This is a genomic window from Citrobacter braakii (assembly GCF_002075345.1).
In the GTDB taxonomy this organism is placed as follows: Bacteria; Pseudomonadota; Gammaproteobacteria; order Enterobacterales; family Enterobacteriaceae; genus Citrobacter; species Citrobacter braakii.
On sequence record NZ_NAEW01000002.1, the window covers coordinates 463,820 to 485,651 of the forward strand.

Consider the following 21,832-nt stretch of genomic DNA (forward strand, 5'->3'; position numbering starts at 1 on the left):
GAATACGTTGCAAGCGGACGTATTTATCTCTGACCCCTCCACGCAAAAAATCAATTCCACGAATGCAGCCCACGTCATCCGTGGGTACCGTCACGCCATCTTCTTCCTCTGGTGACGGACTACCATGGCTAAATCAGCAACATCAACACCGCATGATGCGGTTTTTAAAAAGATAATTTCTTATCCTGAGATGGCTCGCGATTTTCTTGAAATTCACCTTCCCGTCGCATTACGCGAGATATGTGACCTGCAAACGCTGAAGCTGGAGCCTACCAGTTTTATCGAAAAGGATCTCCGTGCTTACTATTCCGACGTATTGTGGTCGTTAAAAACCCGCGAAGGTGAAGGCTACATCTACTGCGTTATCGAACATCAGAGTACAGCGGTACAACACATGGCATTTCGCCTGATGCGTTATGCCACTGCCGCCATGCAATATCACCTGGATGCCGGATACAGAACGCTACCTCTGGTTATCCCCATGCTTTTTTATCACGGGCAACAGAGCCCGTATCCGTGGTCGCTCAACTGGCTGGACGAATTTGATTACCCACAACTGGCGCGCAAGCTTTACTCAGAAGCATTTCCGCTAGTGGACATCACTGTGGTATCTGACGACGAGATTATGCAGCATCGGCGTATCGCTCTACTTGAACTGATGCAAAAACATATCCGCGATCGCGATTTGATGGGACTGGTGGACAGGCTGGTCGCGCTTTTAGTTACTCGTACCGTTAATGACAGCCAGTTGCAAACGCTGTTTAATTATCTGCTACAGCGCGGTGAGGCTTCTCATGTCAGCGAATTTATCCGTGAAATTGCCGGGCGCTCACCCCATAACAAGGAGAAATTGATGACGATCGCAGAGAAACTACGCCAGGAAGGCCATCACAATGGATTGCAGGAAGGCTGGCTAAAAGGAACACGAGAAGAAGCATTACGTATTGCCCGCATGATGCTGGAGCGAGGCATCGATCATGAGACAGTCCTGACCATTACCGGATTTTCTGCTGACGACGTGACAGAACATCACCATTAGGAGCTATTTCAGGCCCGATGGCACTACACCACCGGGCCCGATATTAATAACTGCTTTTCAACGTTTGCGTACTCTGGCCTGGCTTAAACATTGCCAGCCTGCGATCCAGCGCTTCGGTATAAAGCATGGTATCCACGCCTACCGCGACAAAATTTGCTCCCCATTGCAGACATTTCTGCGCCATTGCTGGGTCAACAGCGAGGAAACCGGCTGCTTTTCCGGCTGCGCGGATACGGCGAATGCTTTGCTCAATGATCCGCTGCACCTCCGGGTGTCCGGCATTATCCGGATAGCCCAACGACGCAGAAAGATCCGCCGGGCCAATAAAGACACCGTCAATACCGTCAACGTCCAGAATGGCATCCAGATTATCCAGTGCCGCTTTGCTTTCGACCTGTACCAGCAGGCAGAGTGATTCATTAGCCTGGGCCATATAATTGTCGATACGCCCCCAGCGCGCCGCCCGTGCCACGCTGGCGCCGACACCACGCTCGCCGAGCGGTGGATAACGAGTCGCGGAAACCACCTGAAGCGCCTGCTCTGCGCTGTCGACCATCGGGACAAGCAGCGTCTGCGCGCCAATATCCAGCACCTGCTTGATCAACGCTTTACTGCCCTCCACCGGGCGAACCACAGGCTGGCTGGCATAAGGCGCTACCGCCTGCAGCTGATGGTAAAGATCCTGCACCGTGTTCGGCGCGTGTTCTCCATCAATCAGCAGCCAGTCATAGCCCGACGTCGCGGCAATCTCCGCCATGTAAGAGGTGGTCGAACTAAGCCACAGGCCGACCTGGACTTCCCCTTTGCGTAATCCTTCTTTGAAGGGATTTGATAACAATGCGTTCATAACGATCCTTACAACGTAGATAAGATTAATGATGCGCAGCGCCTGCTTGTGAAACTGAACGGTTCACACTCAGCGTAAAGATGATTAGCGAGCCAATAATCGCGACGCCCGCGAGGACCAGCAGGCCCGCCGCATCGCTGGCAAACACCGTTTCGGCTTTGACGCGCAGAATGGGAGCAATAAAGCCGCCGACGGCACCAAACAGGTTGACGAAGCCGATCCCCGCCGCCAGAGCAGTCCCGGAAAGAAGTTGCGTTGGCATCGTCCAGAACACCGGCTGTACCGCAATGAAACCGACCGCCGCGACGCAGAGCGCCACAATCGCCAGTACCGGTGAAACCAGCCCGGAAAGGCCAATGCCGATTCCTGCCGCCAGCAGCGTCAGCGCGGCAACATTACGCCGGTCGCCGGTGCGATCGGAGTAGCGGGGAATAAGCCAGGTACCAAACAGCGCCGCCACCCACGGTATTGCCGCCACGACCGAAGCCGTAAAGCCCACTTTTGTCCCTAACAACGCAGCAACCTGAGTTGGCAGGAAGAAGATCAGGCCATACACCGCCACCTGGATCGTCAGATAGATAATCGCCAGTTGCCAGACACGGCCATTACGCAGCGCATCCGACAGGCGCGAAGTGACCTTTTTCTCCTCTTCACTCGCCAGTTGGCTAATAAGTAACGCCTTTTCCTCCGCGCTCAGGAAACGTGCCTGCTGCGGGGTATCATCCAGCCAGAAGAAGGTGAAAATACCCGCACCTACCGCCAGTAAACCTTCGATAACGAACATCCAGAACCATCCCGGATGCCCCATAAACCCGTGCATCTCCAGCAGCGCACCGGAAAGCGGCGATCCCAGGGTTAACGCCAGCGGCGCCCCCATGTAGAACAGCCCCATGATGCTGGCGCGGTTACGCTGGGGGAACCACTGGGACGTCAGGTAGATCATACCGGGGAAGAAGCCCGCCTCTGCCGCCCCCAGCAGAGTACGGATAATCAGGAATTTCGATTCAGTATCCGCCCATGCCATCGCCGCAGAGAGGAATCCCCAAAGCAACGTGGTGGTACCAATCCAGGTTCTGGCACCAAATTTACGCATCAACAGGTTGGCAGGAACCCCCAGAAAGGCGTAAACCACAAAGAAAATCCCCGCGCCCAACGCATAAGCTTCGTTGCTCAGACCGGTATCAATCTGATAGGTCTCTTTGGCAAAACCGATGTTCGAGCGGTCAAGAAACGCCAGCACATACAGCGCCAGCATAAAGGGAATCAAACGGGCGCGGTTTTTCTTCACCACACCATCAAGTAACGTGGTACTCATAGCAAGATCCTCAAAGAAATGAGGGCGTTGCCGTGGTATTGGCAACGCACTGGTCATTAGTGGCTATAAGGGCGCTTCAGATTGCAGTCGCGGTTAAGCTCGACGCCAAATCCTGGTTTGTCGAGCACCGACTTATGAATGCGGCCATTGACGGGTACCGGTTCGTCCAGAAGGATCGGATCAAACTGTGGACGCATCGTTGAACAATCCGGGCTGGTCATCAAAAACTCGCTGAACGGGGTATTGGTGAACGTGATCACCGCATGGTGCGAGTAAACCGAGGAACCATGCGGCACCACCAGCTGTCCGCGCGATTTAGCAATAGCGGCAATTTCCACCAGCGTGGTTAACCCACCGCACCAGCCCACATCCGGCTGCATGATATCGATGCCGGTTTCTGAGAGTGTGCGGAAGGACTGCAGCGTCCCGTGGTGTTCACCGCTGGTGACCATCATCCCCGCCGGAGCGTTACGTTTCAGCTCGCGATAACCTTCATACTGCTGCGGCGGCAGACACTCTTCGATCCACTTCAGATTAGACGGTGCGCAGGCATGGGCCAGTTTGGTGGCATAGTTCACGTCCTGACTCATCCAGCAATCGAGCATCAACCAGAAATCCGGACCGCATTTCTCACGCATGTCGGCTACCATTGCCGCATCTTTGCGGATCCCCGCATCCCCGTCATGCGGCCCCCAGTGGGTCGGCATTTTGCCGCCAATAAAGCCCATTTCTTTCGCCAGATCAGGGCGCGCACCGGTCGCGTAGAATTGAATTTCGTCGCGTACCGCGCCACCCAATAGTTTGTAGACCGGTAAACCCACCACCTTGCCAAACAGATCCCACAGCGCCAGATCCACGCACGAGATGGTGTTCATCACCAGACCGCCGGAGCCGGAGTAGTACATCGTTGCGCCCAGCATCTGGTCGTGAATGAGTTTGATATCACTGACGCATTTCCCTTCAATAAAACGATTGAGATGCTTTTCCACAATAAAGCACCCCATCTCCCCTGCCGTGGAAACAGCAAAACCGGTCTGTCCGTTTTCAGCTTCCACTTCAACAATCAGTGTTCCTAATACGTTGATGCCAAAGGACTGGCGCGATTGCTCATATTCACGATATTTGCTCATTGGCGTGGCGATATGATCGTCAATCCAGTGGTTAGCGCCCTGATCGTGATAGTCGCCGCCGCCAGCGCCTTTATCCGCCGTAGCACCACCGGTAAACCAGGCACGAACGTGTTTAATTTTAGGTAGGGTCATGGTGTTCTCCTTTTTATGAAGCGAGTGAGTCGAAGGGACTTTTCCATCCCAACAGGCGTGAAATATCCCTGGCGCAGGCAATCGCTTTACCGGCCAGATAATCACGGTTCTCTTCGTTAATTTGCAGACGAGTGCCGACCACTGAAATCGCGGCGGTCAGTTCATTGTTAGCGTTAAAAACAGGCGCTGCGACGCAACGAACATCGGGATAATCTTCGCCATTATCAAAGCTCCATCCACGCTGTCGAATACGCTCCAGCTCGTCATTCAACTGCTGTGGCCTGGTGATAGTGGTCGGCGTTGCCTGTTCCCATATCAGCTGTTCAATAATGGCTTTTCGTGCGGCTGCCGGTTGCCAGGCCAGCAGGCATTTGCCGATACCCGAGCGATAGAGCGAAAGACTTTTCCCTTCGTGGGAGCGCACGCTGATAGTGGATGACGATTCCACTTTCAGAATGTAATACGCGCTTTCGTGGTCGATGATCCCGAGATGGCAAAGTAACCCTGTCTCATCCATCAGTTGTGTCAGCCGCGGACGCGCCAGTTCACGTAAATCCATCTTGCTCAGCGCATGCCCGGACAACTCAACCAGCTTGGTCCACAGGCAGTAATTTTCCTGATGATCAATGCTAATAAAGCGCTGACGCTTCAGTTCGTTAAGTAACAGGTATGCGGTGCTTTTTGGAATACCCAGTGCCTCTATGATGGTGGCGGCGCTACATGGGCCGATACGCGCAATGAGATTGAGTATTTCGATCGCCCTGGTGAGCGCGGGAACTTTGCTTGATTCCAACATACTGGACTCCAGTCTGAGATACTGGAATCAGTGTGGTAGGTTAAGGGGGTTAAAATTGTGAAGCGCATCAAATCCTCTCGTTCTTCCAGCTGGCTGGAGAAAAAACGAGCATAATTGTGAACTAACGCACGGATTTTTTTACAGAGAGTACAACAGGTTGGACTGATAACGGGAAGGCCAGTATGCCTTCCCATAACAAGCGCGTGAGAGAGTGCAAGTCAGGAAGGCAGCGTCAGGGATTCAACCACTTCTATCCAACCGTGTTCGCTGGCAATATCCTGCCCGTTGAGCCAACGGCGCAGCATATTGAGCGCCATCATTGCGCACACTTCCTGACGCACCGACAAACTATAACGATTAGCGTTCAGCCGTACGCGTAAGGCATGCGTTCCATCAGGCGTTGCCAGCGCAAAGTTAATATGTTCGTTTTCGAAAGCCGATACCGCCAACGCCAGCCCGGCATAATGGTTGCCGCGTCGTTCGGTTATCCAGTGTGCCGTTTGCGCCAGCGTTTCTTCCTGGGGCGGAACCACTTCGCTCGCCAACAGCGGAGCATTCGCGCGCGAAAGCTGCAGCGCCACCAGACCACCAGTGAATTGTTCGCTTAGCGTCAGGCTGTATTGCCGTTCCTGCAACGTGCGGGCGATTTGCGCGGGTAAACCTTCCGTACCTTCGAAAATCATATTCTGCCCGGCAACCCGCTTAACTTCTGGCCACAGCGCCAGCATCGCTTCCCGTTGGGAATCCGGCCCGGTCAGCTTCAGTTCGATAATCGGCATTGACGAGCGGTAGCCCATTGTCACTCCCGGAGGCAATTGCAGCGGATCCAGGCTCTGCGCCAGCTCGCTTTCAGAACGACCAAAGGTGGTTAATCGCAGGCATAGCGGGGGTTGAGACAGCGAAAAACGCTCACGCAAACGCGGCAGGATCTCATGCTCAACCATAACTTTAAATTCTGATGGCACTCCTGGGGTAAAGAACATCAGGCAGCGGTTAAGCTTCAGGGCAAACCCACACGCGGTTCCTACCGGATTATTGATGAATTCCGCGCTGGCAGGTAGCTCAGCCTGTTTGCGGTTACTCGGTGCCATCACGCGTCCACGATCGCGGAAATAACGCGTCATCTCGGCGAGCCATGCTTCATGCAGCACCAGCCCTTCACCTTTTGCCGTGGCCGCCGCCAGCGCGCTCAAGTCATCGCTGGTTGGTCCCAGACCGCCGTTAACGATCAGTACATCGGCATGTTCGCTACGCTCACGCAAAACGGCGACCAAATCGTCAAGATTGTCACCTACCGTGTTGCGACGGGTTAGCGGTAACCCCTGATTAAAGAAAAAATCGGCCAGCCAGGCGGCATTCGTGTCGACGATTTGTCCGTGCAACACTTCATCCCCGGTGGATAGCATCTCCACGTTTAACATCGTGTTCTCCTGCTTTTATGATGAAAACACTATAACGCATGGAGGGGGGAAGGCGCGACTGAACGCCGCGCCGGAAAAATCAGAAACTCGCGTTAACCCCAACGTACGGGCCGTCAGCAATCGCGTTATCGCGGTTACCGTCTTTGCCTGCCAGGTTCAGGTAGCGATAACCGGCTTCAATGCTCAGCGGACGCATAATGGTCAGACGCGCACCTGCATTCGCTTCTTCATAGCTGTCGATACCGCTGGAAAGAGAATCGGGAGAGTAATAATACTCGCCAAACAGGCGGAGGCTGTCGCCAATCGGCCACTGCAAACCGCCACCGACCGCCGCCGCGTAACCCTCGTCACCATCATTCGGGTTAGTATAAATGCCTTTCCCACCGACCGTTGCCAGCAGCGGACCGAGAGGAATATTCAGACCCAGTCCCAGACCGGCCGCATCGCCGTCGTCATCGTTATGCATCCAGTTACCGCTGACGGCCAAACCGGTGGTCTCAGTACCCATACCGAACCCCAGGTTGGTGTAGTCTTCGCCAGCCTGGCCGCTGATGCTAATCGCGCTCGCCGACGCGGAAACAAACAGCATTCCGGCAAAACCCAACATTAAACTTTTTTTCATTTTCTATCCTTTCCAGCAAGAATCAAAACATAGCCCCAAAACCGGTGAATTGTACTGTCAGATCACGAGGAATCAATGCACTAAAAAAGCGATGCAATAACATATTGTAAGCAAATACTACTCACAAGATTTAGATAAGGTTAAATTCTTGTAGCAATTACGCCACTGATGGCAGCAGAACGCCATTTTCTACAAACATCCTGTTTTCCCTGCCAAAGCGGCGTTATTCGTCGATGAAGCGTTTTTTCTACCGCCAGCAAAAGGTAAGATGCGTGCACGATGGAATTTTCTATACCTCCCCCTACAAGGATTCGACTTATGCGCCAAAGAACAATTGTTTGCCCATTAATTCAAAACGATGGCTGTTATTTACTGTGCAAAATGGCTGACGACCGCGGTGTGTTCCCCGGTCAGTGGGCGCTTTCTGGCGGCGGCGTTGAACCGGGTGAACGTATTGAAGAAGCTTTGCGCCGTGAAGTAAGAGAAGAGCTGGGCGAACAACTGGTGTTATCAGATATTACGCCATGGACCTTCAGTGACGATGTTCGCACCAAAACGTACGCCGATGGCAGTCAGGAAGAGATTTATATGATTTATCTCATCTTCGATTGTGTGGCGGCTAATCGTGAAGTGAAGATTAACGAAGAATTCCAGGCATTCGCCTGGGTTAAAGCGGAAGATCTCGGCTCTTACGATTTAAATATCGCCACGCGTAAAACGTTAACCTTGAAAGGGTTACTGTAAATCATCATTTTAATAACGGCATATAATTAGCATTCTTAATAGCGGCATTGCGCTCATCAGTCTGCAGATAACGGCAATGTCGCCCAAACTACTCAAGAACCTACATGATCTTTTTTTCATTAAGATAAATAAAAAACACACTATTCCTCTATCTGTCCCAAACCTTAAACTCTTAAGGATAAATTAACCTTCCGTCATTACCCTTTGAAGCCTGATGAAATAATTAACGACGCCCCTGTTTATCACTAAAAATAAAACGTCGGTGGCGTTAAATGGCTTGAAGGAATAATGATGCCTGACTTTTTGCCTTTCTCTCGCCCGGCAATGGGGGTTGAAGAACTTGCTGCTGTGAAGACGGTTCTGGACTCTGGATGGATAACCACCGGCCCGAAAAATCAACAGCTGGAAGAAGCCTTCTGCCAGCTCACGGGAAATCAACACGCCGTCGCCGTCTGCTCCGCTACGGCAGGAATGCACATCACGCTGATGGCGCTGGACATCGGTGCAGGCGATGAGATTATTACACCGTCAATGACGTGGGTTTCTACCCTCAACATGATTGTCCTGCTGGGTGCGACGCCAGTCATGATCGACGTTGACCGCGATACGCTCATGGTCACACCGGAGCAAATTGAGGCCGCCATCACCCCGCGAACCAAAGCCATTATTCCGGTACATTACGCAGGCGCCCCCGCCGACCTGGACGCGATTTATGCCATTGGCGAACGCTATGGCATTCCGATTATAGAAGATGCGGCCCACGCCGTAGGGACGTTGTATAAAGGTCGTCATGTCGGCGCGCGCGGCACGGCAATATTCTCGTTTCACGCCATCAAAAATATTACCTGCGCCGAAGGCGGGTTGATCGTTACCGACGACAGCCAGCTTGCCCAACGGCTTCGCAGCCTGAAGTTTCATGGTCTGGGCGTTGATGCCTTTGATCGACAAACCTATGGCCGGGCGCCGCAGGCCGAAGTGCTTGCGCCAGGGTACAAGTACAACCTCACGGATATCAACGCCGCCATTGCGTTGGTACAGCTAAATAAACTGGAACACCTGAACTCACGCCGGGCGCAAATTGCCCGCGAGTATCAACAGGCGCTGGCCGATACGCCATTTCAACCACTGAGTCTGCCCCAGTGGGCGCACGTTCACGCCTGGCACCTGTTCATCATTCGCGTTGACGAAGCCCGCTGCGGTGTGAGCAGAGATGCCTTAATGGAAGCGTTAAAGGCCAAAAATATCGGCACCGGTCTGCATTTTCGTGCGGCCCATACGCAAAAATATTACCGCGAACGCTTCACTACCCTTTCGCTCCCCAATACAGAATGGAATAGCGCGCGCATTTGCTCACTGCCGTTATTCCCCGACATGACCGCCGATGACACCCAGCGGGTAATTACGGCACTTCGCGAGATTGCAGGACAATAACCATGTTTGAAGCAGCACCGATCAAAAAAGTCTCGGTGGTCATTCCCGTTTTTAATGAACAGGAAAGCTTGCCAGAGTTAATCAGACGCACCAGCGCTGCCTGCGAAAAATTGGGCAAAGACTATGAAATTCTGCTAATTGATGACGGCAGCAGCGACCATTCCGCTCAGCTGATGATGGACGCTTCCCAGGTACCGAACAGCCATATTGTTTCTATTTTATTGAATCGCAATTACGGGCAACACTCGGCGATTATGGCCGGTTTCAGTCATGTCACCGGCGACGTGATCATCACACTGGATGCCGATTTGCAAAACCCGCCGGAGGAGATCCCACGGCTGGTCGCCACCGCAGATGAAGGCTTCGATGTGGTCGGCACGGTACGTCAGAACCGTCAGGACAGCGTATTTCGTAAGACCGCATCGCGAATGATTAACCATCTGATTCAGCGCACCACCGGTAAAGCGATGGGCGACTACGGTTGCATGTTACGCGCTTATCGCCGCCACATCGTCGATGCCATGCTGCATTGCCAGGAGCGCAGTACCTTTATCCCGATTCTGGCCAACATTTTTGCCCGGCGCGCTACGGAAATCCCGGTACACCATGCAGAGCGAGAATTTGGTGACTCCAAATACAGCTTTATGCGTCTGATCAACCTGATGTATGACCTGGTGACCTGTCTGACCACAACGCCACTTCGTATGTTGAGCCTGTTGGGCAGCGTAATCGCCGCCACTGGCTTTACCTTGTCTATCCTGCTTGTGGTTCTGCGTCTGACGCTCGGTCCACAGTGGGCCGCGGAAGGGGTATTCATGCTGTTTGCCGTCCTGTTTACCTTTATCGGCGCACAGTTTATTGGCATGGGTTTACTCGGCGAATATATCGGTCGCATCTATAACGATGTCCGCGCCCGCCCCCGCTATTTTGTTCAACACGTTATCCGCCCACAAACCACACAGTCAACCGAGGAAAACCGCGCATGAAAGCCATCGTATTTGCCTATCACGATATGGGATGTCAGGGTGTCCAGGCTTTGTTGGATGCAGGTTATGAAATCGCTGCCATTTTCACGCACACCGATAATCCGGGCGAAAAAGCATTTTTTGGATCGGTTTCCCGCCTTGCCGCCAGCGCCGGAATTCCGGTTTACGCCCCGGACGAGGTCAATCATCCCTTGTGGATTGAACGCATTAGCCAACTGGCGCCGGATGTTATCTTCTCGTTCTACTATCGTCATTTACTGAGTGATGAGATCCTCAGTCTTGCACCTGCGGGAGCTTTTAATCTGCACGGTTCGTTGCTGCCGAAATACCGTGGTCGCGCGCCGCTGAACTGGGTATTGGTCAATGGCGAAACCGAAACCGGCGTCACGCTTCACCGCATGGTCAAACGCGCGGATGCTGGTGCCATTATTGCCCAGCAGCGCGTCGCTATTTCGCCGGATGACGTGGCGTTAACGCTGCACCATAAATTGTGCCAGGCTGCGCGTCACCTGCTGGAACAGGCACTGCCCGCGATTAAAACCGGGGATTATGCAGAACGCCCCCAACAGGAAGCAGATGCTACCTGTTTTGGTCGCCGTACACCGGAAGATAGCTTCCTCGACTGGAACACATCTGCCGCGGAGTTGCATAACCAGGTCCGCGCCGTCAGCGATCCGTGGCCGGGCGCATATAGCTATGTCGGTACACAAAAGTTCACCGTCTGGTCATCGCGCGTTTGCGTAAATGACTCAGCGACCCAACCGGGTACCGTCATCTCCGTTTCTCCTTTGCTGATCGCCTGTGGCGATGGCGCCCTGGAAATTATTACCGGACAAGCTGGCGATGGTATTGCAATGCAAGGGTCGCAACTGGCGCAGGTTCTGGGCCTGGTTCCAGGCTCCCGCCTGAACAGTCAATCAGTTACCACCACTAAACGTCGTACACGCGTGCTGATCCTCGGCGTCAATGGCTTCATTGGTAACCATCTGACCGAACGCCTGCTGCAAGAAGATCATTACGAAGTGTATGGGCTCGATATTGGCAGTGACGCCATTGGACGTTTTCTGCAGCATCCGCGATTCCACTTCGTCGAAGGCGACATCAGCATTCACTCCGAATGGATTGAATACCATGTTAAAAAATGCGACGTCGTGCTGCCGCTGGTGGCGATCGCAACGCCAATCGAATATACCCGCAACCCGTTGCGCGTATTTGAGCTCGATTTTGAAGAGAACCTGAAAATCATTCGCTACTGCGTGAAATACCGTAAGCGCATCATTTTCCCGTCAACATCCGAAGTCTACGGCATGTGTACCGACAAAGTCTTCGATGAGGACAGCTCGAATCTGATCGTCGGTCCGGTGAATAAACCACGCTGGATCTACTCCGTTTCCAAGCAGTTGTTAGACCGCGTAATCTGGGCGTACGGCGAAAAAGAGGGATTGCGTTTCACCCTGTTCCGGCCATTTAACTGGATGGGGCCGCGTCTGGACAGCCTTAACGCCGCGCGTATCGGCAGCTCACGCGCCATTACCCAACTGATCCTCAATCTGGTGGAAGGTTCACCGATTAAGCTGATTGAAGGCGGCAAGCAAAAACGCTGCTTTACCGACATTCGGGATGGTATCGAAGCCCTGTACCGCATCATTGAAAACGAAGGCGGACGCTGCGACGGTGAGATTATCAACATCGGTAATCCGCAGAACGAAGCGAGTATTCAGGAACTGGCAGAAATGCTGCTTACCTGCTTTGAAAAACATCCATTGCGTAACCACTTCCCGCCGTTTGCCGGTTTCCGTGACGTCGAAAGCAGCAGCTACTATGGTAAAGGTTATCAAGACGTTGAACATCGTAAGCCCAACATCCGCAATGCGAAACGCTGCCTGAACTGGGAGCCCACCATTGAGATGCAGGAAACGGTAGAAGAGACGCTGGACTTCTTCTTACGCAGTGTGAATATCACGGAACACACATCATGACCCAAGTCGGCTTGCGCATAGATGTCGATACTTTCAGGGGGACGCGCGAAGGCGTACCCCGCCTGCTGGAGACATTGAATCGACATAACGTGCGGGCAAGTTTTTTCTTTAGCGTTGGACCGGACAACATGGGACGCCACCTCTGGCGTCTTGTGAAACCACAATTTCTGTGGAAGATGCTGCGCTCAAACGCCGCATCACTTTACGGATGGGATATATTGCTGGCGGGAACCGCCTGGCCGGGAAAAGAGATCGGCCAGGCCAACGCGGCGATCATTGCGCAAACCGCCCTGATTCATGAAATCGGTTTGCATGCCTGGGATCACCATGCCTGGCAGGCGCGAAGCGGAAACTGGAATGACAAACAGCTGATTGATGATATTTCACGAGGCATCACAGCCCTTGAAACTCTTATCGGACAACCCGTCACCTGCTCTGCCGTTGCCGGATGGCGTGCCGACGATCGCGTCATCCACGCCAAAGAAACGTTCCATCTGCGTTATAACAGCGACTGTCGGGGAACGTCGTTATTCCGTCCGGTGCTGACGTCCGGGAAAACAGGTACGCCGCAAATTCCCGTCACGCTACCCACCTGGGATGAAGTGGTTGGTCAGGAAGTCCAGGCGGTGGACTTCAACGCTTACATTCTTTCCCACATCCAGATGAGCAGAGGAACACCGGTGTATACCATTCATGCGGAAGTTGAAGGCATCGCCTTTCAGCAGAATTTTGACGAGCTGCTTACTCGCGCCGCAGACATGGGGATAACATTTTGCCCGCTCGGCGACCTGTTACCGGACGATGTCAGTTCGCTGCCAACAGGGCAGATCGTGCGTGGCAAAATACCCGGCAGAGAGGGATGGGTCGGCCGCCAACAACCAGTGAGTGTGACAAGATGAAACATACTGTCCGCTACACCCTGGCATTTATCGCTTTTATTGCGCTGTATTTTATTCTCCCCATCAACAGTCGCCTGCTGTGGCAGCCTGATGAAACGCGCTATGCCGAAATCAGTCGGGAAATGCTGACCTCTGGCGACGGGATCGTTCCGCACTTTTTAGGGCTGCGATATTTTGAAAAACCGATTGCCGGATACTGGTTAAACAGCATCGGGCAATGGCTGTTTGGCACCAATAATTTCGGCGTCAGAGCAGGAGCCATTTTTGCCACTTTGCTGACGGCGCTAATGGTAGCCTGGCTAGCCATGCGGTTGTGGCGGGATAAGCGCACCGCCGTACTCTCTTCGGTTATCTTTTTAACGTTTTTTTCGGTTTACAGCATCGGCACCTACGCGGTACTTGATCCCATCATTGCGCTCTGGCTAATGGCGGGCATGTGCTGCTTTTGGGAGGGGATGCAAGCCACCAGCAGAACGCGCAAAATTACCGCCTTTCTGCTGTTAGGGTTAACCTGCGGCATGGGCGTGATGACCAAGGGTTTCCTGGCACTCGCCGTTCCTGTGCTCAGCGTACTGCCGTGGGTTTTCGTACAAAAGCGCTGGAAAGATCTCATTATCTACGGTCTGCTGGCAGTAGTCGGTTGCATCGTGACTGTGCTGCCTTGGGGAATAGCGATTGCCCGGCGTGAGCCGGATTTCTGGCATTACTTCTTCTGGGTTGAACATATTCAACGCTTCGCGCAGGAGGATGCCCAACATAAGGCCCCCGTCTGGTACTACATTCCGGTATTGGTGGCTGGCGCATTACCGTGGCTCGGGCTGCTCCCCGGCGCGCTGCGTACGGGCTGGCGTGAACGGGATGTTCCGCGCAGTGCACTGTACCTGTTAAGCTGGATTATCATGCCAATCCTGTTTTTCAGCATCGCGAAAGGAAAACTGCCGACCTATATTCTTTCCTGCTTCGCGCCGCTGGCAATATTGACGGCGCGTTTCGGCCTGCAGGCCGCGGAAAAAGGCGCAACCGCGTTGCGCGTGAATGGCTGGATCAACGTTCTGTTCGGTGTAACCGGCATTGTCGCCACGTTTATTGTTTCTACACTGGGTCCATTAAAGACGCCGGTCTGGTCGCATATCGAAACGTATAAGGTGTTTTGTGCGTGGGGCATTTTTATCATCTGGACGCTCTTTGGCTGGTATACGCTAAATAACCGCGAGAAGAACTGGACGTTCGCAGCGCTGTGTCCATTAGGCCTGGCACTGTTGTTTGGCTTCTCCATTCCTGACCGGGTGATGGAATCTAAACAGCCACAATTTTTTGTCGAGATGACCAAAGAGTCGCTGGAGTCGAGCCGTTATATTCTCACCGACAGCGTTGGCGTCGCCGCGGGGCTGGCCTGGAGCCTGAAGCGTGACGACATCATAATGTACGGACAAACGGGCGAGTTAAAATATGGCCTTAACTATCCGGATGCCCAGGGGCGTTTTGTCGGTCGGGGGAACTTTGCCGAGTGGTTAGCGCAACATCGTCAGCAAGGAAACATTACGCTCGTGCTTTCAGTCGATAAGGATGAAGATATTAATCGACTTGCTATCCCTCCCGCTGACTATATCGATAATCAGGGGCGTCTGGTCCTGATTCAGTATCGGCCGAAATGATCTGGATAGCCTTAGTTCTCGCCAGCCTGCTCAGCGTCTGCGGTCAGTTATGCCAGAAGCAGGCGTCGCGACCCGTTCCCGTTCGAGCGCGAAAACGCCACATTACGCTATGGATTGGGCTTGCTCTGGCAAGTCTCGGTCTGGCCATGCTGCTATGGCTGGCGGTGCTGCAGAACATTCCGGTCGGCATCGCCTACCCCATGCTGAGTCTTAATTTTGTATGGGTGACTCTGGCTGCCTGGAAAATCTGGCGCGAACCCGTCACCCCGCGCCACTGGCTGGGAGTGGGGTTAATCATCACCGGCATCTTTATTCTTGGGAGTGCGGTGTAATGGGCATCTTTTGGGGATTATGCAGCGTTATTATCACATCAGCCGCCCAGTTGAGTCTCGGCTTTGCGATGGATAATCTGCCGCCAATGCTGCAGCCGCAGCAATTCATTTCCGCCGTATTCTCTCTTAGCGTCGGCGCGTTTGCTCTGTATGCCGGACTGGCAGGGTATTTACTGTCGGTGATTTGCTGGCATAAAGCGCTGCACCAGCTCGCACTGAGCAAAGCGTATGCCCTGCTCAGCCTGAGCTATGTACTGGTGTGGGTTGCATCAATGATCCTGCCCGGCTGGCAGGGAATATTTTCAGCGAAAGCGCTCGCCGGAGTGCTGTGCATCATGGCAGGGCTACTGACGATTTTTTTACCTTCACACCAGCGCCAACCCTGAGATTATTTATCTTCAGACAGTCGTAACAGGCGTTCCCATTCGTCGCACATGTACTGTCTGGCATCAACTATTTTGATTAACCGTGAGGTATCGCGATTAATGCAATACAGTGCATCTTTCAGCGGTGAAAGGAGGTCTCCGGGCTTAACCCACTCGGAAGATTGCGCCTCAGCCAGCATCTTTAGCGAACCGCCGCTATCACAAAGTACGATATAGAGCCTGCCTGCTTTTTTGTGACAGCAAGACTTCTTCACATGCCATTCCATAGCGCACCTTTTGTTAAAAAATTTCACAACAGGTTACACTTTAGCAGATAAACAAAATGACAATAGCGACTCAATGGCGAAAGTGAGAAATGTAATTACTGTTTGCTTAATTTTAACAATGAAGCACTTACCCAATCTGACAGCGCACGACGAGAGATTTTAATCCCTCCGGATTTTAGTTCGGGTGGCAATGTCAGCCAGCATACCGGTTGCTGAAAGCGGGCCAGCTTATCTTTCACCCACTCTGCCAGATTTGTGTCACCCGCATTGGTGTCATACTCAACGACCGCCACCGGGCGATGACCAAACTCTTTGTCTTCTATCGGCACAATGAAGGCTTGCAGAACATGCGGATGTGCAGCAATCACGCGTTCCACCTCTTCCGGCTGTATGCCTTCCCCGCCGCTAAAGAACAGATTGTCCATCCGACCGACAATGGTTAACTTGCCGTCCTTCAACACCCCGCGATCGCGGGTGGCAAACCAGCCTTCCGCATTTACTAAAGGAATCAGCTGCCCGTTACGCCAGTAACCTTGTGCCATGCTGGCGGCACGCAGCCAGACTTCACCATCAACGATTCTGACTTCTCTGCCTGCCAGGGGCGACCCCACATCCGCCAGGCCATCCGCCTCTTTCGCACAGACTGTAGAAGCAAACTCCGTTAAACCGTAACCGCACCAGCAGCGAATCCTTTGCTCGCGCGCCTGTTCCGTCAATTCAACAGGAATTGCCGCGCCACCCAGGAGCACTGCTTTGAGCGTTACCGCCGTTTTGTTGACCAGCAGGCGCCACAGCTGCGTGGGCACCAGCGAAGCATGAGTGCATCCAGCCAGCATTTGCTCCAATGGTTGCTTGTCGCGCACGGTCATTCGTGCCCCGGCAAACAACCAACGCCACAAAATACCCTGGCCGGAAACATGAAACAGCGGCAGCGAGAGCAGCCAGTCATCTTCAGCGTCAAACGGCATTAATGACAACACGCCCTGCGCGCTTGCCAGATGAGCCTGACAGGTATGCACCGCTGCCTTTGGCAATCCGGTAGAACCTGAGGTTAACGTCATCGTGCTCAACCGCTGGGGTAACCACGCGGCGGCATGCTTGCCTGGCACTGCCTGCATCTGCAACGGATGGAGTCCCGTGAGAACATTAGCTGCCTCAAGATCCAGCGCAAAACGCAGCGTTAAGCCCGGGACCAGCGCGTCAAGCAGCGATTGAGGCAGCTGTGGGTTCACAGGTAAAACCCGCGCCCCACATTGCAGCAATGCCAGCCAGGCCAGCAAAGCACGTGGATGATTCCAGGCGCGAAGCAGGACACCATCGCCCTCTTCCACGCCCTGAGCGGCAAAACCGCTGGCCAGATGGTCAACGCGCGTGCAGAGCTCGCTCCAGCTTAATACTTCATCGTTGAGGCGTAGAGCAGGCACCTCTGCACGAACCTGTCGCCAGTGACGCCACGGCCAGTCATCGGGTTGTACCAGGCCCGATATGCTTACGCTATCGGGCATTTCCCGCTGGGTCATAGCAGGCGTTCCAGCGCATCAACATCGATACACGGCAATGCGCTACCCGGCCAGGTGCGTACCTGCTGGCACTGCATCAGGCTCAGGGTATCCAGCCCCGGAATGGTCTGCGGCGTCAGCCAGGCGGCAATTCGCGCCAGTTGGGTTAAGCCCAGGCTCGACTCGATCGACGAACTAATAACAGCGGTGAGACCAAGCGCATGCGCCGCTGCCACCTGTTCGCGCACTTTATCGAGACTGCCCGTCAGCGTAGGTTTGATAACCACTGCCTTGACGCCCTCTTCGGCTTCGAAGATGAAATCCGCTTCACGCAGGCTTTCATCCCAGGCAATGGCAATGCCGGTTTCACGCGCAAAAGCACGAGAGTCATCGCGGGTTTTGCATGGCTCTTCGAGAAAAGCGATGCGCCCGCGGTACTCTGGATTAACGTACTTCGCGAACTGCTGGGCTTTCAACGGCGTCCAGGCTCGGTTGGCGTCAAGTCGCAAATGCAGCTCCGGGATAGCCTCAAGCAGCAGGTTGGCGACCATACCGTCGCGAACCGCTTCATACAGTCCGACCTTGATCTTCGCTACTTTTTCACCCGGCATGTCCGCCAGTTGCAGTACCAGATCATCAGGATCGCCCGTACACAGCGGCGCTGCACGGTAGTCTGCGTCCTCTGGCAATACGCCAGCCAGTTCGGCCAGCGCACAGCTTGCGCCAAAGGCGACCGAAGGCAGCTGCGGTAAGGAAGAATCCCCCTGTAGCCAGCCGTTGACCCAGGCCAGCAGCTCGGTTTGCGCCTCTTCCCAGCTCTCCTGACTGAAGCCCGGCAGCGGGGAGATCTCTCCCCACCCTTCGCGCTCGCCGTCACAAAGGCGAACGTACAGCCCATCACGCGTTTTTAACCGCCTGTCGCGCAGAATCACCCCCGCGTCCATGGGGATCTGCCAGCGGTATACCTGCGCGCTACGCATTACGGATTCCGTTTAAATTTGCTGAAATCCGGCTGACGTTTCTGGTTAAAGGCGTTACGGCCTTCCTGACCTTCTTCCGTCATGTAGAACAGCATGGTGGCGTTACCCGCCAGTTCTTGCAGACCAGCCTGACCATCGCAGTCGGCGTTCAGTGCAGCTTTCAGGCAGCGCAACGCCATCGGGCTGTTTTGCAGCATTTCACGACACCAGCGTACGGTCTCTTTTTCCAGATCGGCCAGCGGAACCACGGTGTTTACCAGGCCCATATCCAGCGCTTGCTTCGCATCGTACTGACGGCACAGGAACCAGATTTCACGCGCTTTTTTCTGACCGACAATACGCGCCATGTAAGAGGCACCCCAACCGCCATCGAAGGAACCAACTTTCGGACCGGTCTGGCCGAAGATGGCGTTTTCAGCCGCAATGGTCAGGTCACACATCATGTGCAGCACATGGCCGCCGCCGATGGAAAAGCCTGCAACCATCGCCACTACCGGCTTCGGACAGGTACGAATCTGGCGCTGGAAGTCCAGTACGTTCAGGTGATGCACACCGGAATCATCCTGGTATCCGCCGTAGTCACCGCGCACTTTCTGATCGCCACCTGCGCAGAACGCTTTGTCGCCAGCACCGGTCAGAATAATCACGCCAATGTTGTCATCGTAGCGAGCATCCGCCAGCGCCTGGATCATCTCTTTCACGGTGACCGGACGGAAGGCATTGCGTACCTGCGGACGATTAATGGTGATTTTTGCGATACCGTCGGTGGATTTCTCGTAGAGAATGTCGGTGTAGCCTTCAGAGCAATCGTGCCATTCTACCGGTGCGTAAAGCATTGTTTCATCAGGATAGATCATAAAATGTCCTATAGTCAGCGATGCAGAATCTGAGCCAGACAGTCCACTACGCCAGCGGGATTGTCCCGATGCGCGTTGTGTCCGGCATTACGAATCACATGGCTTGGTACGGATATTTCCGCCGCCAGAGCGCGGAATTTATCGTCACGTTCACCACATAAATAATAAAACGGAAATGTGCGCGTAGTGAGTTGCGCACGTAAATCAGGTTGTACGGCTAGCGAGGTGGCATCCAGCATCGCTGCCAGCGTATGCCCGTTATTCTGGCTACGCAGTGCGACCAGCGCTTCCCTTTGCGCCGCATTCAGCGAGGAAAAAACCGGCTGTTGATACCAGTCAATAAACACCTCGCACAACGGCTCAGCGCGAAAACGCGCAGCCCAGCGACCATCAGAGAGACGACGCTGAACGCGCGCCTCCTCACTTTGCAAGCCTGGATGTCCACCTTCAACCACCAGACCGCACAGTCCTGGCATCTCCTGACAAGCCGCCATCATCGCGACTCTGCCGCCAAGAGAGTAGCCTACTAGCCAGTATTTAAGTATGTTGTAACTAAGCAACGTGTTACGCAGCAAAGCGCTTACGTCGTCGAATCCGCTCACGCTGATGTCAGCGGAGCCACCATGTCCCGGCAGGTCGATATACAGCCGCGAATAATTCTTAAACGCTTCGCCAACCGTCTGCCATTCCCGACAATCACCGGAAAAACCGTGCAGGAAAACCAGCCAGGGAAATCCCGTCTGGCCCACTTTCGCCTGCGCGTGCAGGATCATAGATGGCTTACCTGCGCCAGCAGTTGCTGCAGGGTTTGCGCCCCATCAGTTTCGTTTACCACCAGCTCAATCACCGTTGCCGCCGGAGTACGCCAGGCGTTAGTCAGCGCGCTCTCCAGTTGCTCCCAGTTTTCCGGGCGCTGGTATTTAAGGTTAAACATGGCGGCAGCATGCTCAAAATGCACGTTCTGCGGCATCAGGTAGAACCGTTCGCGTTCGCTTGCTGGCGTCGGCAACAGGGAAAAAATTTGCCCGCCGTTATTATTGACCACTATCAGGACAAACGGCGCGGAAACCTGGCGCAATAACGCCAGCGCATTGAGGTCATACAGCGCAGATAAATCGCCGACGATAGCCAGCGTCGATTTCGCGCTGGCGCGCTGTACGCCTGCTGCCGTTGACAGCAGGCCGTCAATGCCGCTCGCGCCACGGTTGCTATAGACCGGGTAACCCGCCGGAAGCTGCGACAGCGCATCAATCAGGCGCACCACCAGACTGTTGCCCACGAACAGTTGCCCCTGCTCCGGCAAGTATTCGCGGATACGGTGGGCTAATTGCGCTTCACCAAACGCGTCGCGACGGGCTTCTACCGCCTGCCAGGCCAGTTGCGCCAGGCGTGGGATCTCCACGCACCAGGGCTGACGTTTCTCCGCCGGATGCAACTCCAGCCAGTCGCTAACCGTCGCTACCAGTCTGCGCCCACGATGGTGAGCCGGATCGAGGCGGCCTTCGATATTATCGACAATCCAGTATTCCTGCGGATCGCAGCTGGCCTGCCATTGCAGGAGCCGTTTTCCGGTCAGGCTACTGCCAAGCTGCACCACAATCTGCGCCTGCTGTAATTCAGTGACCGCTTTCGCATTCCCCAGCCACAGGTCGGCGCACGGCAAAGGTTGTCCGGTTTGCGACAGAACATCGCCAATCAGCGGCCAGCCTAGCATCTGCGCCCACTGCGCAACCTTTTTGCCCTCTTCCGCGCTCATGCGGCCTGCAACAACAACGCCGCGTTTTTGTCGCCAGAAAAACCAGTCACGCTGTTTGTCGCTTTCCAGTCGACGCGCTTCACGCAGCCAGGGTTTATCATCCTGCCACCAGTCGCCAAGGCGCTGCTGCCAGTCAATCCCCGTTTCGTCCATGTCGCCATACAGCGGTTCCGCAAATGGGCAATTGATATGAACCGCCCCGCTATGCAGCGCAGCTAAGGCGTTATCAATGGTGGATACCAGCCAACTAGCCGGAATGTTCTGGGTCGGGCGCGGTAAAGAGAGCGTTTGCGATGGATGCGAGGCAAACATTCCGGCCTGACGAATCGCCTGGTTAGCGCCGCAGTCGATAAGCTCAGGAGGTCTGTCAGCCGTGAGTAGAATCAGCTTTTCACCGGTCAGGCCCGCTTCAATCAACGCGGGATACAAATTTGCCACCGCCGTACCGGACGTCACAATCACAGCGACAGGCTGCCGGCTGACTTTTGCCAGACCTAAGGCCAGATGCCCAAGGCCACGCTCATCAAAATGAGTATGGTGAATAAAAGCGGGGTTTTCCGCAGCCGCCAGAGTCAACGGTGTAGAACGAGAGCCAGGGGCAATGCAGACATGCCTGACGCCGTGGCGAGTGAGTGCTTCCAGAATGACCGCCGCCCAGCGTCGGTTAAATGCGCTTACTGACATGAGATTGTCCGGTATCAATATTGCGACACAGTATAAAGAATCGAATAAATGGATTTTTGATATGAGTCGGTAATAT

At 54.2% G+C, this 21,832-nt stretch carries 21 protein-coding genes; 9 read left to right on the top strand and 12 right to left on the bottom strand.

What is annotated here, in order from left to right; all coding sequences use genetic code 11:
• Positions 1–124 precede the first annotated feature (124 nt).
• The gene (locus BZK42_RS06655) at positions 125–1,039 is read left to right on the top strand and encodes an Rpn family recombination-promoting nuclease/putative transposase (RefSeq protein WP_016153806.1); all 915 of its coding nucleotides are present in this window, start codon (positions 125–127) and stop codon (positions 1,037–1,039) included.
• Positions 1,040–1,082: 43 nt separating this feature from the next.
• Here BZK42_RS06655 and yfaU read toward each other — a convergent pair whose 3' ends face one another.
• From yfaU to BZK42_RS06685, 6 genes are all read right to left on the bottom strand, one after another.
• Complete coding sequence (gene yfaU / locus BZK42_RS06660) at positions 1,083–1,886, bottom strand: 2-keto-3-deoxy-L-rhamnonate aldolase (protein WP_080858928.1); 804 nt, start codon at positions 1,884–1,886, stop codon at positions 1,083–1,085.
• Positions 1,887–1,911: 25 nt separating this feature from the next.
• Positions 1,912–3,201 (bottom strand): MFS transporter, encoded by a 1,290-nt coding sequence (locus BZK42_RS06665; protein WP_047359210.1) that lies wholly within the window; start codon positions 3,199–3,201, stop codon positions 1,912–1,914.
• 56 nt (positions 3,202–3,257) lie between these two features.
• Complete coding sequence (gene rhmD / locus BZK42_RS06670; RefSeq protein WP_016153809.1) at positions 3,258–4,463, bottom strand: L-rhamnonate dehydratase; 1,206 nt, start codon at positions 4,461–4,463, stop codon at positions 3,258–3,260.
• Positions 4,464–4,476: 13 nt separating this feature from the next.
• On the bottom strand, positions 4,477–5,259 hold the full coding sequence (locus BZK42_RS06675) for an IclR family transcriptional regulator (protein ID WP_016153810.1): 783 nt from the start codon (positions 5,257–5,259) through the stop codon (positions 4,477–4,479).
• Between the two features lie 218 nt (positions 5,260–5,477).
• Positions 5,478–6,680, bottom strand: coding sequence for a nicotinamide mononucleotide deamidase-related protein YfaY (locus BZK42_RS06680; RefSeq protein WP_080858929.1), 1,203 nt, complete (start codon positions 6,678–6,680; stop codon positions 5,478–5,480).
• Positions 6,681–6,759: 79 nt separating this feature from the next.
• Positions 6,760–7,302, bottom strand: a complete 543-nt coding sequence (locus BZK42_RS06685) for a YfaZ family outer membrane protein (RefSeq protein ID WP_016153812.1) — start codon at positions 7,300–7,302, stop codon at positions 6,760–6,762.
• Positions 7,303–7,620: 318 nt separating this feature from the next.
• Between BZK42_RS06685 and nudI the strand changes: the two genes are divergently transcribed.
• From nudI to arnF, 8 genes are all read left to right on the top strand, one after another.
• Entirely contained in the window at positions 7,621–8,046 is a 426-nt protein-coding gene (gene nudI / locus BZK42_RS06690) for a nucleoside triphosphatase NudI (RefSeq protein ID WP_016153813.1), read from the top strand.
• A gap of 291 nt (positions 8,047–8,337) precedes the next feature.
• A complete protein-coding gene (arnB, locus tag BZK42_RS06695) occupies positions 8,338–9,477 on the top strand; it encodes a UDP-4-amino-4-deoxy-L-arabinose aminotransferase (RefSeq protein WP_080858930.1) in 1,140 nt (379 codons plus the stop codon).
• Positions 9,478–9,479: 2 nt separating this feature from the next.
• Positions 9,480–10,463 (top strand): undecaprenyl-phosphate 4-deoxy-4-formamido-L-arabinose transferase, encoded by a 984-nt coding sequence (arnC, locus tag BZK42_RS06700; RefSeq protein ID WP_080858931.1) that lies wholly within the window; start codon positions 9,480–9,482, stop codon positions 10,461–10,463.
• Entirely contained in the window at positions 10,460–12,442 is a 1,983-nt protein-coding gene (gene arnA / locus BZK42_RS06705) for a bifunctional UDP-4-amino-4-deoxy-L-arabinose formyltransferase/UDP-glucuronic acid oxidase ArnA (protein ID WP_080858932.1), read from the top strand. The genes arnC and arnA overlap by 4 nt, the downstream gene beginning before the upstream one ends.
• Complete coding sequence (arnD, locus tag BZK42_RS06710) at positions 12,439–13,341, top strand: 4-deoxy-4-formamido-L-arabinose-phosphoundecaprenol deformylase (protein WP_080858933.1); 903 nt, start codon at positions 12,439–12,441, stop codon at positions 13,339–13,341. The genes arnA and arnD overlap by 4 nt, the downstream gene beginning before the upstream one ends.
• Positions 13,338–14,996, top strand: a complete 1,659-nt coding sequence (gene arnT / locus BZK42_RS06715; protein WP_080858934.1) for a lipid IV(A) 4-amino-4-deoxy-L-arabinosyltransferase — start codon at positions 13,338–13,340, stop codon at positions 14,994–14,996. The genes arnD and arnT overlap by 4 nt, the downstream gene beginning before the upstream one ends.
• Positions 14,993–15,328, top strand: coding sequence for a 4-amino-4-deoxy-L-arabinose-phosphoundecaprenol flippase subunit ArnE (arnE, locus tag BZK42_RS06720; protein WP_016153819.1), 336 nt, complete (start codon positions 14,993–14,995; stop codon positions 15,326–15,328). Before arnT ends, arnE begins: the two co-directional genes overlap by 4 nt.
• Positions 15,328–15,714 carry a 4-amino-4-deoxy-L-arabinose-phosphoundecaprenol flippase subunit ArnF gene (arnF, locus tag BZK42_RS06725; RefSeq protein ID WP_016153820.1) on the top strand — a complete coding sequence of 129 codons (387 nt, stop codon included), beginning with the start codon at positions 15,328–15,330 and terminating at the stop codon, positions 15,712–15,714. Before arnE ends, arnF begins: the two co-directional genes overlap by 1 nt.
• Before the next feature lie 2 nt (positions 15,715–15,716).
• On the opposite strand, the gene pmrD is transcribed toward arnF, so the two are convergent.
• The 6 genes from pmrD to menD form a co-directional block, all read right to left on the bottom strand.
• Positions 15,717–15,980, bottom strand: coding sequence for a signal transduction protein PmrD (gene pmrD / locus BZK42_RS06730; protein WP_016153821.1), 264 nt, complete (start codon positions 15,978–15,980; stop codon positions 15,717–15,719).
• Between the two features lie 95 nt (positions 15,981–16,075).
• Positions 16,076–17,500, bottom strand: a complete 1,425-nt coding sequence (menE, locus tag BZK42_RS06735; protein WP_046275932.1) for an o-succinylbenzoate--CoA ligase — start codon at positions 17,498–17,500, stop codon at positions 16,076–16,078.
• On the bottom strand, positions 17,497–18,459 hold the full coding sequence (gene menC, locus BZK42_RS06740; protein ID WP_016153823.1) for an o-succinylbenzoate synthase: 963 nt from the start codon (positions 18,457–18,459) through the stop codon (positions 17,497–17,499). The genes menE and menC overlap by 4 nt, the downstream gene beginning before the upstream one ends.
• A complete protein-coding gene (gene menB, locus BZK42_RS06745) occupies positions 18,459–19,316 on the bottom strand; it encodes a 1,4-dihydroxy-2-naphthoyl-CoA synthase (protein WP_003027671.1) in 858 nt (285 codons plus the stop codon). The genes menC and menB overlap by 1 nt, the downstream gene beginning before the upstream one ends.
• Before the next feature lie 14 nt (positions 19,317–19,330).
• Positions 19,331–20,089: a 2-succinyl-6-hydroxy-2,4-cyclohexadiene-1-carboxylate synthase gene (gene menH, locus BZK42_RS06750; RefSeq protein ID WP_075847724.1), complete on the bottom strand. Its 759-nt coding sequence runs from the start codon at positions 20,087–20,089 to the stop codon at positions 19,331–19,333.
• A complete protein-coding gene (menD, locus tag BZK42_RS06755; protein WP_080858935.1) occupies positions 20,086–21,756 on the bottom strand; it encodes a 2-succinyl-5-enolpyruvyl-6-hydroxy-3-cyclohexene-1-carboxylic-acid synthase in 1,671 nt (556 codons plus the stop codon). The genes menH and menD overlap by 4 nt, the downstream gene beginning before the upstream one ends.
• Between the last annotated feature and the right edge of the window lie 76 nt (positions 21,757–21,832).

What these genes read in the sequence shown, in the direction of transcription:
- BZK42_RS06680 (WP_080858929.1), bottom strand. Translation starts at nt 6,680, where the DNA reads ATGTTAAACGTGGAGATGCTATCCACCGGGGATGAAGTGTTGCACGGA.
- BZK42_RS06675 (WP_016153810.1), bottom strand. Translation starts at nt 5,259, where the DNA reads ATGTTGGAATCAAGCAAAGTTCCCGCGCTCACCAGGGCGATCGAAATA.
- BZK42_RS06655 (WP_016153806.1), top strand. Translation starts at nt 125, where the DNA reads ATGGCTAAATCAGCAACATCAACACCGCATGATGCGGTTTTTAAAAAG.
- menD (WP_080858935.1), bottom strand. Translation starts at nt 21,756, where the DNA reads ATGTCAGTAAGCGCATTTAACCGACGCTGGGCGGCGGTCATTCTGGAA.
- arnD (WP_080858933.1), top strand. Translation starts at nt 12,439, where the DNA reads ATGACCCAAGTCGGCTTGCGCATAGATGTCGATACTTTCAGGGGGACG.
- BZK42_RS06665 (WP_047359210.1), bottom strand. Translation starts at nt 3,201, where the DNA reads ATGAGTACCACGTTACTTGATGGTGTGGTGAAGAAAAACCGCGCCCGT.
- menE (WP_046275932.1), bottom strand. Translation starts at nt 17,500, where the DNA reads ATGACCCAGCGGGAAATGCCCGATAGCGTAAGCATATCGGGCCTGGTA.
- arnF (WP_016153820.1), top strand. Translation starts at nt 15,328, where the DNA reads ATGGGCATCTTTTGGGGATTATGCAGCGTTATTATCACATCAGCCGCC.
- menH (WP_075847724.1), bottom strand. Translation starts at nt 20,089, where the DNA reads ATGATCCTGCACGCGCAGGCGAAAGTGGGCCAGACGGGATTTCCCTGG.
- arnB (WP_080858930.1), top strand. Translation starts at nt 8,338, where the DNA reads ATGCCTGACTTTTTGCCTTTCTCTCGCCCGGCAATGGGGGTTGAAGAA.
- arnA (WP_080858932.1), top strand. Translation starts at nt 10,460, where the DNA reads ATGAAAGCCATCGTATTTGCCTATCACGATATGGGATGTCAGGGTGTC.
- yfaU (WP_080858928.1), bottom strand. Translation starts at nt 1,886, where the DNA reads ATGAACGCATTGTTATCAAATCCCTTCAAAGAAGGATTACGCAAAGGG.
- rhmD (WP_016153809.1), bottom strand. Translation starts at nt 4,463, where the DNA reads ATGACCCTACCTAAAATTAAACACGTTCGTGCCTGGTTTACCGGTGGT.
- menC (WP_016153823.1), bottom strand. Translation starts at nt 18,459, where the DNA reads ATGCGTAGCGCGCAGGTATACCGCTGGCAGATCCCCATGGACGCGGGG.
- BZK42_RS06685 (WP_016153812.1), bottom strand. Translation starts at nt 7,302, where the DNA reads ATGAAAAAAAGTTTAATGTTGGGTTTTGCCGGAATGCTGTTTGTTTCC.
- pmrD (WP_016153821.1), bottom strand. Translation starts at nt 15,980, where the DNA reads ATGGAATGGCATGTGAAGAAGTCTTGCTGTCACAAAAAAGCAGGCAGG.
- arnC (WP_080858931.1), top strand. Translation starts at nt 9,480, where the DNA reads ATGTTTGAAGCAGCACCGATCAAAAAAGTCTCGGTGGTCATTCCCGTT.
- arnT (WP_080858934.1), top strand. Translation starts at nt 13,338, where the DNA reads ATGAAACATACTGTCCGCTACACCCTGGCATTTATCGCTTTTATTGCG.
- menB (WP_003027671.1), bottom strand. Translation starts at nt 19,316, where the DNA reads ATGATCTATCCTGATGAAACAATGCTTTACGCACCGGTAGAATGGCAC.
- arnE (WP_016153819.1), top strand. Translation starts at nt 14,993, where the DNA reads ATGATCTGGATAGCCTTAGTTCTCGCCAGCCTGCTCAGCGTCTGCGGT.
- nudI (WP_016153813.1), top strand. Translation starts at nt 7,621, where the DNA reads ATGCGCCAAAGAACAATTGTTTGCCCATTAATTCAAAACGATGGCTGT.